At 72.7% G+C, this 14,047-nt stretch carries 13 protein-coding genes; 8 read left to right on the top strand and 5 right to left on the bottom strand.

The features are described from left to right. Positions 1-11: 11 nt before the first annotated feature. Both RGQ06_RS10510 and RGQ06_RS10505 read right to left on the bottom strand, forming a co-directional pair. Positions 12-374 carry a cupin domain-containing protein gene (locus RGQ06_RS10510; RefSeq protein WP_432429039.1) on the bottom strand — a complete coding sequence of 121 codons (363 nt, stop codon included), beginning with the start codon at positions 372-374 and terminating at the stop codon, positions 12-14. After that, positions 371-1,480 (bottom strand): hypothetical protein, encoded by a 1,110-nt coding sequence (locus tag RGQ06_RS10505; protein WP_432429040.1) that lies wholly within the window; start codon positions 1,478-1,480, stop codon positions 371-373. The genes RGQ06_RS10510 and RGQ06_RS10505 overlap by 4 nt, the downstream gene beginning before the upstream one ends. Positions 1,481-1,645: 165 nt before the next feature. On the opposite strand from RGQ06_RS10505, the gene RGQ06_RS10500 reads away from it, so the two are divergent. Continuing rightward, on the top strand, positions 1,646-2,305 hold the full coding sequence (locus tag RGQ06_RS10500; protein ID WP_432429041.1) for a helix-turn-helix transcriptional regulator: 660 nt from the start codon (positions 1,646-1,648) through the stop codon (positions 2,303-2,305). 5 nt (positions 2,306-2,310) lie between these two features. Here RGQ06_RS10500 and RGQ06_RS10495 read toward each other — a convergent pair whose 3' ends face one another. Further along, positions 2,311-3,591: an acyl-CoA dehydrogenase family protein gene (locus RGQ06_RS10495; RefSeq protein ID WP_432429042.1), complete on the bottom strand. Its 1,281-nt coding sequence runs from the start codon at positions 3,589-3,591 to the stop codon at positions 2,311-2,313. Positions 3,592-3,661: 70 nt separating this feature from the next. Here RGQ06_RS10495 and RGQ06_RS10490 point away from each other — a divergent pair, with 70 nt between their 5' ends. Genes RGQ06_RS10490 through RGQ06_RS10470 form a run of 5 tightly spaced genes read left to right on the top strand, consistent with a single transcriptional unit; the run spans position 3,662 to position 10,447 of the window. Then, positions 3,662-4,936 (top strand): ArgE/DapE family deacylase, encoded by a 1,275-nt coding sequence (locus tag RGQ06_RS10490; RefSeq protein WP_432429043.1) that lies wholly within the window; start codon positions 3,662-3,664, stop codon positions 4,934-4,936. A gap of 29 nt (positions 4,937-4,965) precedes the next feature. Further along, positions 4,966-5,976 (top strand): LLM class flavin-dependent oxidoreductase, encoded by a 1,011-nt coding sequence (locus tag RGQ06_RS10485; RefSeq protein WP_432429044.1) that lies wholly within the window; start codon positions 4,966-4,968, stop codon positions 5,974-5,976. A 57-nt stretch (positions 5,977-6,033) separates the two neighbouring features. Beyond that, positions 6,034-8,121: a phosphate acetyltransferase gene (gene pta, locus RGQ06_RS10480; protein ID WP_432429045.1), complete on the top strand. Its 2,088-nt coding sequence runs from the start codon at positions 6,034-6,036 to the stop codon at positions 8,119-8,121. Continuing rightward, positions 8,118-9,305, top strand: a complete 1,188-nt coding sequence (locus RGQ06_RS10475) for an acetate/propionate family kinase (protein ID WP_432429046.1) — start codon at positions 8,118-8,120, stop codon at positions 9,303-9,305. The genes pta and RGQ06_RS10475 overlap by 4 nt, the downstream gene beginning before the upstream one ends. Positions 9,306-9,349: 44 nt before the next feature. Further along, positions 9,350-10,447 carry a calcium/sodium antiporter gene (locus RGQ06_RS10470; protein ID WP_432429047.1) on the top strand — a complete coding sequence of 366 codons (1,098 nt, stop codon included), beginning with the start codon at positions 9,350-9,352 and terminating at the stop codon, positions 10,445-10,447. 3 nt (positions 10,448-10,450) lie between these two features. Here the strand turns inward: RGQ06_RS10470 and RGQ06_RS10465 are convergent, their stop codons facing one another. Next, entirely contained in the window at positions 10,451-10,873 is a 423-nt protein-coding gene (locus tag RGQ06_RS10465) for an ArsI/CadI family heavy metal resistance metalloenzyme (protein ID WP_432429048.1), read from the bottom strand. Positions 10,874-10,967: 94 nt separating this feature from the next. Between RGQ06_RS10465 and RGQ06_RS10460 the strand changes: the two genes are divergently transcribed. After that, positions 10,968-11,327 (top strand): metalloregulator ArsR/SmtB family transcription factor, encoded by a 360-nt coding sequence (locus RGQ06_RS10460; protein WP_432429049.1) that lies wholly within the window; start codon positions 10,968-10,970, stop codon positions 11,325-11,327. Here RGQ06_RS10460 and RGQ06_RS10455 read toward each other — a convergent pair. Further along, positions 11,305-12,498 (bottom strand): acyl-CoA dehydrogenase family protein, encoded by a 1,194-nt coding sequence (locus RGQ06_RS10455; RefSeq protein WP_432429050.1) that lies wholly within the window; start codon positions 12,496-12,498, stop codon positions 11,305-11,307. The genes RGQ06_RS10460 and RGQ06_RS10455 overlap by 23 nt on opposite strands. 64 nt (positions 12,499-12,562) lie before the next feature. Here RGQ06_RS10455 and RGQ06_RS10450 point away from each other — a divergent pair, with 64 nt between their 5' ends. Continuing rightward, positions 12,563-14,008, top strand: coding sequence for a lipase maturation factor family protein (locus RGQ06_RS10450; protein WP_432429068.1), 1,446 nt, complete (start codon positions 12,563-12,565; stop codon positions 14,006-14,008). Positions 14,009-14,047 lie beyond the last annotated feature (39 nt).

Genomic DNA, 14,047 nt, shown 5'->3' with positions numbered 1-14,047 from the left:
ACCGACACCGGTCAGGTGCGCTGCTCGCGGGGCGGACCGATCGCGGGACCGGCGCGGCGCCGGTGGACGGTGAGGTAGGTGAACCCCAGTCCGCCGGCCCGGGTTCGGCGGCGGGCGCCCTTGGCCACGTGCAGCGCGACGCCGGGGGCCAGGTCGTGGCGGTGGTCGTCGACCTCGACCTCGCCGGTGCCGTCGAGACCGACGAGCAGGACGTCGACGGCGTCGTTCACGTGGGCGCCGACCTCGTGCCCCGGGTCGAGGTGCACCAGGTTCACGTTCAGATCGGCATCCTGCTCGAGCGTCCAGTGGACGCCGTCGCCCGCGAGCGGGAGCATGGCCCCCAGGTCGAGCCGGTCCCCATGGTGTCGGCTCATCGAGGTCGCTCCACGGACCCATGGTCGGTGAGCAGGCGCACGCCGCGCCAACCGGTGTCGAGGGCCCACAGCCCGGCGGCCACGACGGCGGCCGTTCGCCAGTCGACCAGGAGGGCGACGGCGGCGACGTTGGCCAGGGCCAGCCCGGGCCACGACGCGGTGGTGGCGAAGCCGGCGGTGAGGCGCTGGTGGCCCCCGCCGCGCAGCACCGGCCCGAGGTAGGCGAGCGAGGCGACGAGGATCTGGGCGAAGCCACCCACGGCCAGGGCGGCGAGCACCCGGCCCTCGGTCGTGGCATCGGTGAGCCGCACGACGGCCAGCGCGACCACCATCGCCAGCCACCACAGGCCGCCGACGCCGAGCTGCACCAGGCGGGGACCGGCCCACCGGAACTGGCGTCGCCCCGGCACGGGCAGGGTGGTCGCCACGGCGACGAGACCGGCGGCGTACCCGAGCAGGCCGGCGGCCGCGATGCCCGGTCGATCGAGGAGGTGCCCGCCCGCGGCCAGGACGGTCGCCCCGGCCAGGACCGCCGTGCCGGCCCGGACGCGAGCCGGCCGGGCCCGCCGGGACATCTTCACACGGGCCTGCGTGGCCACGAAGTACGGCAGCGTTCCGGCCACGACCAGGCCGACGAGGCCGAGCACGTTCACGGCGAGGTGCGCTGCCCGCAGCCGTCCCCACCAGTCGCCGGCGGCGCCCGCCGCGATCGCCGCCCCCATCGCGATGCCGACGACGCCGAACCCGACGGCGACCACGTAGGTCTCGATGGCCGGGTGGAACCGGTCGACCGAGGACCGGCGTCGGATGCCGAGCAGGATCGCGCCGAGCAGCACCAGCCCGATCCCGAGCAGGAGCGCACCGGCCCCGGTCACCGCATCGAGGTCGACCTCCCGCCCGGTCGCCACGCCCAGCGCGCCGAGGACGACCGACCATCGCTGGGCCGCGACGATCCCATCGGCGGGTGCCGGCGAGGACGACCACGTGACGGCCAGCAGCTGGGTGGCGCCCGAGATGGCCGACAGCAGGGCGCCGACGAGCAGCAGGTGCAGCGGCAGCCACGTGCCCGTGTCGTGGGGCAGCACGGCCGTGACCGGCGCGGCCACGGCGAACACCGCCGCGGCCAGCAGCGTGGGCCGGGCCTGGCGCTGCGTGATGGCGACCCGGTGGGTCGTGCGATCGGGGGGTATTGTTCTAGCCGTGACCGGAAAATATCGGTGGGTCCGAGGACGGTCAACCCGGCGGGGGCCCGGCACGAGAGGTGCGATGCGATGAACACGCTGCAGCAGCAGGCCAAGGCCCTGGGGGATCCCACCCGCCACGCGATCTTCCGCATGGTCGCCGCCTCGCCCGAACCGGTGGACGTCGCCGCGCTCACCGAGCACTTCGGCCTGAACCACAACGCCATCCGCCAGCACCTGGCCAAGCTCGTGGCCGCAGACCTCGTGCTCGAGTCCCGCGCCGCCACCGGGCGTCCCGGCCGTCCGCGCCTGACCTACGTCGTGGACGCCGCGGCCGACAGCCGCTGGGGCGTCGTCGGCCCCTACGAGCGGCTCAGCCAGATGCTGTCGGAGGTGATCCGCACCGGCGACACGCCGGTCGAGGTCGGTCGTCGAGCCGGGCGTCGCGAGGCGGCGGCACGGAACCTCGATGGCGACGCCGAGGCCATGGTCGGCGCCGTCTGCGAGACCATCGCCCGCCAGGGCTTCGACCCCGAGCTGCAGCGCACGGGTGACGAGCTCACGGTGGCGCTGCGAGCGTGCCCGTTCATCGCCACCGCGGCCACGGACCCCGAGACGGTCTGCGCCATGCACCTGGGCATCGCGCAGGGCATGACCGAGGGCGCCGACGGCCTCGTCGTCGACGAGCTGGTGGCACGCGACCCCCGGCACGAGGCCTGCGAGCTGCGGATGCACGTCGAGCCGCGCTGAGCGGCTCAGTTCCCGAAGTCCCAGCCCTTCTCGGCACCGCGGTACTGGCCGAGGATGTTCTTGGCGATGAGGATGCGGTGCACCTCGTCTGGCCCGTCCGCCAGGCGAAGCGTCCGCGCCCCGGTGTACATCGCCGACAGGGGCAGGTCCCCGGTGACGCCGGCGGCGCCCCAGACCTGGATCGCCCGGTCCACGACCCGGTGGAAGGCGGCCGGCACGAAGACCTTGATGGCCGAGATGTCGGTGCGAGCGTCCTGGCCGGCGGCCATCTTCTCGGCGCAGTCGATCGTCATGAGCCGGGCCGACTGCAGGTCCATGTAGGAGTCGGCGATCATGCCCTGGACCATCTGCTTGGTCTCCAGCAGGCCGCCGTGCACCTCTCGCTCGGTCGTGCGCTCGACCATCAGGTCGAACGCCCGCCACATGGCCCCGATGGAGTTCATGCAGTGGTACACCCGGCCGGCGCCGAGGCGATCCTGGGCGGCCTGGTGGCCCGAGCCCCGCTCCCCCAGCGCGTTCTCCACCGGCACCCGCACGTCGTCGTAGATGATCTCGCAGTGGTCGCTCGGCCGACCCCACACGTTGATGCCGCGCACGATCTCGACCCCGGGGGTGTCGGTGGGGACGATGATCTGGGTCATCGACGCGTTGCGGTCGGCGCCCCCCTCGGCGTCCTCGGTGCGGCACATCACGATGTAGAAGTCCGCCCGCAGGCCGTTGGACGTGAACCACTTGTGGCCGTTGATCACCCACTCGTCGCCCTCGCGCCGCGCGGTGGTCTTGATCGAGCGGGGGTCCGAACCCGGCTGATCCGGCTCCGTCATCGAGAAGCCGGACTCCATCGTCCCCTCGATGAGGGGCATCAGCCACTTCTGCTTCTGCTCCTCGGTCCCGTACTTGAGCAGGATCTTCTGGTTGCCGGAGTTCGGCGCCACCACGCCGAACAGCGCAGCCGCGCCGGTGGCGTAGGAGAGCACCTCGTACATGTAGGCGAGCTCGAGGAAGTCGAGGTCGGCGCCGCCGTACTCGGCCGGCAGGTGGGGCGCCCACAGCCCGGCTTGCTTGACCACGTCCTTGATGTGCTCCCGCGTCTTCCTCGCGACCTCGCGCTCCCCGTCGGTGAGCGTGGTGCCACGTGACTCGGCCCAGATCATGTTCTCGTTCGGGAGGATCTCCCGGTTCACGATCTGCGCGGTGAGGGCTCGCACCTCGTTGATGCGATCCGAGGCGCGTGCGATGGGTTGGACGTTCATCTGGAGCACACCGCCACGGTCGCGGCCCGCCACGGTCGACGGAAGGGTCTGAGGTCACAGGTCGCTTGACGCATCGGTACGGTGCGCCGCCGAGGAGGTCAGGGTGCAGGACGACCAGGCAGCGGTGCTGGACCGGCTCGAGGAGCTGGTCCCCACGATGATCCAGGACGTGCGCGACCTCGTGTGCGTCCCGAGCGTCGGCGGCACCGACGCGGAGAACGAGGCCCAGGAGGCGATGGCCCGGCGCTTCGAGCGCGGCGGCCTCGAGGTCGACCACTGGCGCATCGACCTCGACGCCACGACGTCCCACCCCGACTTCCCCGGTGCCGAGGTCGAACGGCGGGAGGCCTGGGGCCTCGTCGGGCGGCTCCCGGGCACGGGGGACGGCCCGACCCTGCTCTTCGACGGCCACGTCGACGTCGTCCCGATCGGCGACCCCGACGCCTGGTCGGACGATCCGTTCTCGGGAGCGCTCCGCGACGGGCGGATCCACGGCCGGGGCAGCGCCGACATGAAGGCCGGACTGCTCGCCGCCCACTGGGCCGTCCAGGCCGTCCGCGCCGCCGACGTCGCGCTCCGGGGCGACGTGCTCCTCGCGCCGGTGCAGGGCGAGGAGGACGGCGGCCTCGGCACCTTCGCCCTGCTGCAGCGGGGCTGGTCGGCGGACGCCTGCGTCATCCCCGAGCCAACCGACCTCGACGTGATCCCGGCCAACGCCGGCGCTCTCACCTTCCGCCTGACGATCCGGGGCCGGGCGACCCACGCCGCCCGGCGGGCCGAGGGCGTGAGCGCCGTCGACAAGCTCGTCCCCGTGCTGGCCGCCCTCGCCGAGCTCGAGCGGCAGCGCCACGAGCAGGTCGATCCCCTCGCGGCCCGCTGGGAGCTCGCCCACCCGCTGTCCCTCGGCACGGTCCGGGCCGGCGACTGGGCGTCGTCGGTGCCCGACCGGCTGGTGGCCGAGGGTCGCATCGGCGTGGCCATCGGCGAGCCGGTGGAGGACGCTCGGGCGTCGCTGGAGGCCGCGGTCGCCGCCGCGTGCGACGACGACCCCTGGCTGCGCGACCACCCCGTCGAGGTCGAGTGGTGGGGCGGGCAGTTCGCCTCCGGACGCATCGCGCCGGGCTCGGACCTGGTCGACGAGGTCCAGCGCGCCCACCGCGCCGCCGGCGGCAGCCCGGACCAGGAGGTCTACGGCGCGCCCTACGGCAGCGACCTGCGCCTGCTCACCGGACTCGGCGGCATCCCCACCGTCCAGTACGGCCCCGGCGACGTGCAGCTGGCCCACGGACCCCACGAGTCGGTGCCGGTCGACGAGGTCGTCACCGCCGCGCGGGCGTTCGCCCTGCTCGTGCTGGACGTCTGCGGCCGGGCGGAATAGCCCGGCACCGGATGCTGTTCGGCGCGTGCATGACCCGCGTCCCCCTCTCCATCCTGGACCTCGCCCTCATCGGCCGGGACCAGACCGCCCAGGATGCGCTGGCCGGCACGGTCGCGCTGGCGCAGCGAGCGGAGGAGCACGGGTACCGGCGGGTCTGGTACGCCGAGCACCACAACATGTCCACCATCGCCTCGTCGGCGACCAGCGTGCTGATCGCCCACGTGGCCGCCCACACCCGCTCGATCCGCCTCGGCGCCGGCGGGATCATGCTCCCGAACCACTCCCCCCTCACGATCGCCGAGCAGTTCGGGACGCTCGAGTCGCTCCACCCCGGCCGCATCGACCTCGGCCTCGGGCGGGCACCGGGCAGCGACCAGAACACGATGCGGGCGCTGCGCCGGGACCCCCGCTCCTCCGACTCGTTCCCCCAGGACGTGCTCGAGCTGCAGGGCTACCTGCGCGACGAGACCCGCATCCCGGGGGTCAACGCCATCCCGGGCCGGGGCACCGACGTGCCCCTCTACATCCTCGGATCCTCCCTCTTCGGCGCCCAGCTCGCCGCCATGCTCGGCCTCCCCTACGCGTTCGCGTCGCACTTCGCGCCGCAGGCGCTGGAGCAGGCGGTGGCGCTGTACCGGACCGAGTTCCGCCCGTCGGAGCAGCTGCAGGAGCCTCACGTGATCGCCGGCGTGAACGTGATCGCCGCCGACAGCGACGAGGACGCCGCCGAGCAGCACCTCCGCGTGCGGCGAGCCCGGGTGTCCCTGTTCCTCGGGCGCGAGCGGCGCTTCACCGACGAGGAGGCCGACGCCGTGCTCGCCTCCCCGCAGGGCCGCCAGATCGCCGAGATGATGCGGTACTCCGCTGTCGGCGAGCCTCCGACGGTGCGGGACCAGCTGCTCGACTTCCGGGCCCACGCCGATGCCGACGAGCTCATCGTGGTGCACGCCTCGCCGACCCTCGAGGCCCGGCTCCGCTCGGTCGCGCTGCTCGCCGAGGCGTGGGACCTCGCACCGGCCACGATCGGCTCCTCCGACTGAGGTCCGGTCGGCTCGGGTAGACCTGGGCCGACCGTCGAGCGAACGAGGAGCCAGCGAGTGTCCGAGGCCCGCAGCGTCTACATCGCCTCACCCGAGGGTCACACCGGCAAGTCGGTGGTCGCGCTCGGCGTCCTCGACCAGCTCACCAGGCGGGTGCGCCGGGTCGGCGTCTTCCGGCCCATCACCCGGTCGACCACCGCCTCCGACGACCAGCTGCTCACGATGCTGTGCGAGCACGACGGCGTCGAGATCCCGGCCGAGGACAGCGTCGGCGTCACCTACGACCAGGTCCACCGCGACCCCGATGCCGCGCTGGCAACCATCGTCGACCGCTACCACGACGTCGCGGAGCGCTGCGAGGTCGTGGTGATCGTCGGGTCCGACTACACCGATGTGGCCGGCCCGACCGAGCTCGCCTACAACGCCCGCATCGCCACCAACCTCGGCGCGCCCGTCCTGCTCGTCGTCAGCGCGCACGAGCGAACCCCCAACGACGTGACCCACCTGGTCGACCTGGCCATGGCCGAGCTGGGCCAGGCCCACGCCACCACGGTCGGTGTGGTGGCCAACCGGTGCGATCCAGCCCAGCGCGACGCGGTCGATGCCGCCCTCACCGAGCTCGGCATCCCGGCCTGGGCCCTGCCCGAGGTCGCCCTGCTCAGCGCGCCGCTCCTGGTCGACCTGCTCGCCGCCCTCGACGGGGAGCACCTCTTCGGCGATGCCGGGATGCTCCAGCGAGAGGCCGAGGACATGCTCGTGTGCGGCATGAACGCCGAGCACGTGCTCGAACGCCTGGTGGACGGCCAGCTCTGCATCGTGGCCGGCGACCGGCCCGACGTGCTGGTGGCGCTGGCCGCCGCCAACGCTGCCGACGGGTTCCCGGGCCTGGCCGGCATCGTGCTCAACGGCGGCTACCGGCCGGCGGAGCACGTCCTGTCGCTGGTGCGCAGCCTCGACGAGCACCTCCCCATCATCAGCACCGAGCTCAGCTCCTACGAGGCCGCCCGCACCGTGGCGTCCACCCGCGGCCTGCTCGGGGGGAGCAGCCAGCGCAAGATCGACACCGCGCTCGGCGTGTTCGAGGAGCACATCGATGCCGATGCCCTGGTGGCCGCCCTCGACGTACCCCGCAGCACCGTCGTCACCCCGCTGATGTTCGAGTCGCTGCTGCTCGAGCGGGCCCGCCGGCACCGCCAGCACATCGTGATGCCCGAGGGCGACGACGAGCGCGTGCTGCGTGCGGCGTCGACCCTCCTGTCGCGCCACGTCGTGGACCTGACCCTGCTCGGCAACGAGACCGAGGTCCGGGCCCGAGCCGCGGCGGCGGGCGTCGACGTGGACGGCGCCAGGATCATCGATCCCCGGTCGTCCGAGCTGGTGGACGGCTTCGCCGAGGAGTACGCCCGCCTCCGGGCGCACAAGGGCGTCGACGTCGAGATCGCCCGCGACATCGTCCGCGACGTCTCCTACTTCGGCACGATGATGGTGCACGCCGACCTGGCCGACGGGATGGTGTCCGGCGCCGCGCACTCCACGGCCCACACGATCACCCCGTCCTTCGAGATCATCAAGACCGTCCCCGGCACGAAGGTCGTGTCCTCGGTGTTCTTCATGCTCCTCGCCGACCGGGTGCTGGTCTACGGCGACTGCGCGATCATCCCCGAGCCCACCGTCGGGCAGCTGGCCGACATCGCCGTGTCCTCGGCGGCGACCGCAGCCCAGTTCGGCGTCGAGCCCCGCATCGCGATGCTCTCCTACTCCACCGGGGCGTCCGGCGCCGGGGCCGAGGTGGACAAGGTCCGGGCCGCCACCGAGCTCGTGCGGGAGCGTCGCCCCGACCTCCTCGTGGACGGGCCGCTGCAGTACGACGCCGCCGTCGATGCGTCCGTGGCAGAGGCCAAGCTGCCCGGGTCCACGGTGGCCGGGCGGGCGACGGTGTTCATCTTCCCGGACCTCAACACCGGCAACAACACCTACAAGGCGGTCCAGCGCTCGGCCGGCGCGGTGGCCATCGGGCCGGTGCTGCAGGGCCTGAACAAGCCGGTGAACGACCTGTCCCGGGGGGCGACCGTGCGCGACATCGTCAACACCGTCGCCATCACCGCGGTCCAGGCCCACGCCATGAAGGCCGAGCGGGGCTCGTGAGCGGGACCGTCCTCGTCCTCAACTCCGGGTCGTCCTCGCTCAAGTACCAGCTCGTCGACCCCGAGGACGGGTCCCGCCTGGCCGTCGGCCTGGTCGACCGCATCGGTGAGGCGAGCTCGACCATCGAGCACGACGCCGACGGCACCACGACCGAGCGCCACGCCACCGTGCGCTCGCACCAGGAGGCGCTCCGGACGGTCATCGGCCTGTTCGACGAGGTGGGGCCCCGCCTCGCCGACGCGCACGTCCTCGCCGTCGGCCACCGGGTGGTGATGGGCGGGCAGGAGTTCGCCGGGCCGGCCCTGATCGACGACGACGTGCTCGCCACCATCGAGCGCCTGGCGCCGCTGGCCCCCCTGCACAACCCGGCCAACCTCGCGGGCATCGAGGTCGCACGCGAGCTGCTGCCCGACGTCCCCCACGTCGCGGTCTTCGACACCGCGTTCTTCCACGACCTGCCGGCGGCCGCCGCCACCTACGCCCTCGACCGCGAGGTCGCCCAGCAGCACGGCATCCGCCGGTACGGCTTCCACGGCACCTCCCACCAGTACGTGTCCCGCACCGCAGCGGCCTTCCTCGGACGGGACCTCGCCGACCTGCGCCAGATCGTCCTGCACCTGGGCAACGGCGCCTCGGCGTCGGCCATCGCCGGTGGTCGGCCGGTCGACACCTCGATGGGCCTCACGCCGCTCGAGGGGCTGGTCATGGGCACCCGCACCGGCGACATCGATCCCGCGGTGGTGCTGCACCTCGCCCGCTCCGCCGGCATGGGCATCGACGAGCTGGACGCGCTCCTCAACCGCCGCTCCGGCATGCGCGGCCTCACCGGCCACAACGACATGCGCGAGGTCCACCGCCTCGCCGCCGAGGGCGACGAGGCGGCCCGGCTCGGCCTCGACGTGTACGTGCACCGGCTCAAGAAGTACGTGGGCGCGTACACCGCCGTGCTCGGGGGCCTCGACGTGCTCGCGTTCACCGCGGGCGTCGGGGAGAACGACGCCGAGGTGCGGGCCCGGGTCGCCGCCGGGCTGGACGTGCTCGGGATCCGGGTCGATCCCGAGCGCAACGTCGAGCGCGGCGACGACGTCCGACGGATCTCGCCGGAGGGCGCTGCGGTCGACGTGCTGGTCGTGCCCACCGACGAGGAGATCACCATCGCCCACGAGGCCATCTCGCTGCTCTGACCGATGCGCGCTCGCGCCCCGGCGGCGTGGCACTGTGCGCGGCGATGTCCCCCTTCACGTTCGTCGTCCTCGGGGTCGGCCTGGTGTGCCTCGTCGCCGGCGCCGAGCTGCTGGTGCGCGGCGCGGCGTCCATCGCGACCCGCTTCGGCATCGCCCCGGTCATCATCGGGCTCACCGTCGTCGCCTTCGGCACCAGCGCGCCGGAGCTCGCCGTCAGCGTGAGCGCCGGCTTCGCCGGCGACGGCGAGGTGGCCTTCGGCAACGTGGCCGGCTCCAACATCGCCAACATCCTCCTGATCCTGGGGGTGTCGGCGGCGGTGGGCGGTCTGGTGGTGTCCCAGCGCATCATCCGCCTGGACATCCCGCTGCTCATCGCCGCGTCGGTCGTCACCCTGGTGCTCTCGCTGGACAACGAGATCGGCCGGGTCGACGGGGCCATCCTCTTCGCCGCGATCCTCACCTACACGACCTGGCTCATCCGGGTCGCCCGCAACGAGCGCGCCGACGTCCTCGAGGAGTACGACGAGGCCGTCGAGGAGCTCGAGGTCGACGTGATCGACAAGCCGCTGCCGATCCAGGTGGCGCTGCTGGTCGTGGGGCTGGGCATGCTCGTGCTCGGCTCCCAGCTGCTCGTCGGCTCCGCCACCGACATCGCCGAGGACCTCGGCGTCAGCGACCTGGTGATCGGCCTCACCGTCGTGGCCATCGGGACGTCGCTGCCCGAGCTGGCCACGTCGCTGATGGCTGCGCTGCGGGGTCAGCGCGACATCGCCGTCGGCAACGTGGTCGGCTCGAACCTGTTCAACCTGCTGTCGGTGCTCGGCGCCACCGCGCTCGTCTCCCCCGATCCGATCCCCGTCGCCGACAGCTCCCTGCGGGTCGACTTCCCGGTCCTCCTGGCCGCCACGGTCGTGCTCGTGCCGATCATCTGGAAGGGCTTCCGCATCGAGCGCTGGGAGGGCTTCGTGCTGGTGGCCTTCTACGCCCTGTACGTGGGGTTCGTGGTCCTCGACGCCAGCGACAGCGGGGCGGTCGACGTGGTCGGTCCCGCCGCGCTGATCGTGGCGCCGCTGGTGTTCCTCGGGTTCAGCGTGGCCGGGCTGCAGGGCTGGCGACAGCACCAGCGCCAGCAGGCCCGCTGAGGGTCAGCCGCAGCAGGCCGGGCCACCGGCGGTGACGACCTCGTTGGCCATCTGCTCGGTGTCGCCGGTCTTGACGTACCACTCCCAACGCGCGCCGTCGGGGTCGGTGACCCAGGTCTCGACCTTGCTGGCGTAGCAGCAGATCGTGTCGTCGATGCCGGTGGTCTCGAGGCCGTCATCGGCGAGGCGGGCCTCGGCCGCCTCGACCTCGGCTGCGCTGTCGGTCTCCACGCCGAGGTGGTTGATCGTGCCGCCGAGGGCACCGTCGGCGACCTCGAAGAGCACGAGCTTGAGAGGCGGGTCGGCGATGGCGAAGTTGGCGTAGCCGGGCTTGCGCTTGAGCGGCTCGGTGGCGAAGAGCTTGGCGTAGAACGCCACGGCCTCGTCGATGTCGCTGACGTTGAGGGCGAGCTGGACTCGGGACACGGGATCCTCCTGGTACGGTTCATCGACGTTCGTCGATGTCTGGTGCACCCTACCAACACATCGACAGTTGTCAATGTGAGATCGAGGAGGTCCCGTGGAGGCGCACCCAACCGAGGTCTGCTGCCAGCCCGTGACCGCGTCGCTGCTGGCCGAGGACGAGGCCGAGGAGCTCGCCGGGCTGCTCAAGGTCCTCGCCGACCCCGCGCGGCTCCGCCTGCTCTCCCTGGTGGCCACCGCCGAGGCCGGCGAGGCGTGCGCGTGCGACCTGGTGGAGCCCCTCGGCCGCTCCCAGCCGACCGTGTCCCACCACCTCTCGCTCCTCGTGGAGGCCGGCCTGCTGTCCCGGGAGAAGCGGGGCCGGTGGGCCTGGTACCGCGTCGTCCCCGAGCGGCTGTCGGCCATCCAGGACGCCCTGGCGCCCGGCGCGGCGGTCAGCTCCTCGCCACGTCCTTGAACGGGGTGCCCCGGTCGACCTCGGGCTCCCGCGGCAGGCCGAGGATGCGCTCGCCGATGATGTTGCGCTGGATCTGGTCGGTGCCGCCGCCGATCGAGGTGAAGTAGGCGTTGAGCTGGGAGTAGTTGGCATCCCGAGCCCGGGGGTGTGCGTCGCCGTCCAGCGTGCCCTGCATGCCGAGGATCTCGCCCTGCAGGTGGCCGGCGAAGTGGAGGATGCCGGACATGGCGAGCTTGCCGAGCGACGCCAGCGGCGAGGACCCGCCGGCCTCGGCCACCGCCTTGGCCCGCTGGCCGTTCCACTCGTTCACCGTGCGCATGGCGTGGAGCCGGGCCAGGTCCTGGCGGATCACCGGGTCGTCGGCCCGGCCGGCCTCCTGGGCGAGGCGGACCAGGGAGGTGTCGGGCACCGGGATCCGCCCGTGGGCCTCGGCGGTCGCACCCCCGCTGCCCTCGCTGCGGCGCTGGGTCACGCCCATCACCGCCCGCTCGTACGTGAGCGCGGTCTGCAGCACCCACCAGCCCTTGCCGAGCTCGCCGAGGCGGTGGCTGTCGGGCACCCTGGCATCGGTGAGGAACACCTCGTTGAAGCGGGCGTCGCCGGTGGCCTGGCGGAGCGGTCGCACCTCGACCCCGTCCTGGCGCATCGGGAACCAGAAGAACGTGATGCCCCGGTGCTTGGGTTGATCCCAGTCGGTGCGGGCGATGAGCATCCCGTAGTCCGCCCCCTGGGCGCCGGAGGTCCAGACCTTCTGGCCGTTCACGACCCACTCGTCGCCGTCGCGCACGGCGGTGGTCCGGATCGCCGCCAGGTCGGAGCCGGCGCCCGGTTCGCTGTAGAGCAGGCACATGGCGACCTCGTCCAGCAGGAGCGGGCGCAGCATGCGCGCCTTGAGCTCGTCGCCGCCGTGGGCGAGCAGGGTCCCGGCCCAGAGGTTGTACTTGTCCTGCCCCGGCCCGGGCGCGCCGGCAGCGGCGAAGGTGGCCTCGACCGCCTCGGCCTCGTCGTCGTCCAGATCGCGGCCGTACCACTCGCTCGGCCAGCGCAGCGCCGCCCACCGCCCGTCCACCACCAGCTCGCGCCAGGCTCGACGGTCGACGTCGGGTGACCAGTGCTCGGCGAGGAAGGACTCGGCTTCGGCCACCGCCGAGCTCGTGTGCGACGCGATCATGGCTGCAGGCTCTCACGCCCGTCGGGGCGTGCTCCACACCACCGATGGGTAGGTGACCGACGCGATGCACTGGCTGCCCGATGTCGCAGATGCGAGCGCCCGGCTGCTCTTCCAGCGCGGGCTGGCCCTCGTCTACCTGGTCGCGTTCATCGCCGCCCGGAACCAGTTCCGCGGCCTGCTCGGGTCCCGGGGCCTCACGCCCATGGCCTCGTTCGTGGCACGCGTCCCGTTCCGTCGGGCCCCGAGCATCTTCCACTGGCGCAGCACGGACCGCACCTTCCTCGCCGTGGCCTGGACCGGCATCGCCGTGTCGGCCGGAGCCCTCGTCGGCGTGCTCGATCGAGGCCCGATCCTGCTCACGATGGCGGCCTGGGCGCTCCTGTGGGCGCTGTACCTGTCGATCGTGAACGTGGGCCAGCGGTGGTACGCCTTCGGCTGGGAGTCGCTGCTCTGCGAGGCCGGGTTCCTGGCGATCTTCCTCGGCCCCGCCGACGTCGAGGCACCGGCGGCGGTGCTGGTGCTGCTCTGGTGGCTGCTGTTCCGGCTCGAGCTCGGGGCCGGCCTCATCAAGCTGCGGGGAGACGCGTGCTGGCGGGACCTCACCTGCCTCGAGTACCACCACGAGACCCAGCCGATGCCGAACCCGCTCAGCCGCTGGTTCCACCTCCTCCCCCGGCCCCTGCACCGGGTGGAGGTGGCGGCGAACCACGTCGCCCAGCTGGTCGCGCCCGTGCTGCTGTTCGCCCCGCAGCCGGTCCGCTCCGGCGCCGCGGTGCTCATGATCGTGACGCAGGCGTACCTCATGCTCAGCGGCAACTTCGCCTGGCTGAACCTGCTCACGATCGTGATCGGCTTCGCCGCGCTGGACGGCCACCTCATCGAGGCCGTGACCGGGCTCTCGCCCCCGACCGAGCTCTCCGCGTCCCCGGTCTGGTTCGACATCGTGGTCGGCGTCGCCGTCGCGGTCGTGGCGGTCCTGTCGATCGGACCGGCGAAGAACCTGCTGTCGAAGCACCAGCGGATGAATGCCAGCTACGACCCGCTCCACCTCGTGAACACCTACGGGGCGTTCGGCTCGATCACCCGCACCCGCGACGAGATCGTGATCGAGGGCACCGACGACCCCGACCCCGGCCCGGACACCGTGTGGCGGGAGTACGGGTTCAAGGGCAAGCCCACGGACCCGGCGCAGCGACCCCGCCAGATCGCCCCGTACCACCTGCGACTCGACTGGCTCCTGTGGTTCGTGCCCCTGTCGGCGTCCTACGCCGAGCCGTGGCTGGCGCCGTTCCTGCGGGGGCTGCTGGAGAACGACCCCGACATCTGCTCGCTGCTCGGCCGCAACCCGTTCCCCGACGAGCCGCCCCGAGCCGTGCGAGCGCGCCGGTACCGCTACCGGTACGCGACCCGCGCCGAGCGGCGTGAGACCGGCAACTTCTGGACGCGCACGCCCCTCGGCGAGTTCGTCCGCCCTGTCACGCGAGCCTCGCTGCCCGAGGATCGGCGCTGAACAGAGCGCATCTGCCCGTTCAGCGCCGATCGGCGGCGA

The organism is Salinilacustrithrix flava, from assembly GCF_041228405.1.
Classification (GTDB): Bacteria; Actinomycetota; Acidimicrobiia; order Acidimicrobiales; family Salinilacustritrichaceae; genus Salinilacustrithrix; species Salinilacustrithrix flava.
The sequence above is the reverse complement of the archived record's forward strand: the minus strand, read 5'-3'. Positions and strand labels throughout refer to the sequence as shown.

Bases quoted from the DNA above. Each gene is read 5' to 3' on its own strand.
- RGQ06_RS10455 (WP_432429050.1), bottom strand. From the start codon at position 12,498: ATGATCGCGTCGCACACGAGCTCGGCGGTGGCCGAAGCCGAGTCCTTC.
- RGQ06_RS10470 (WP_432429047.1), top strand. From the start codon at position 9,350: ATGTCCCCCTTCACGTTCGTCGTCCTCGGGGTCGGCCTGGTGTGCCTC.
- RGQ06_RS10510 (WP_432429039.1), bottom strand. From the start codon at position 374: ATGAGCCGACACCATGGGGACCGGCTCGACCTGGGGGCCATGCTCCCG.
- RGQ06_RS10485 (WP_432429044.1), top strand. From the start codon at position 4,966: ATGACCCGCGTCCCCCTCTCCATCCTGGACCTCGCCCTCATCGGCCGG.
- RGQ06_RS10500 (WP_432429041.1), top strand. From the start codon at position 1,646: ATGAACACGCTGCAGCAGCAGGCCAAGGCCCTGGGGGATCCCACCCGC.
- RGQ06_RS10450 (WP_432429068.1), top strand. From the start codon at position 12,563: ATGCACTGGCTGCCCGATGTCGCAGATGCGAGCGCCCGGCTGCTCTTC.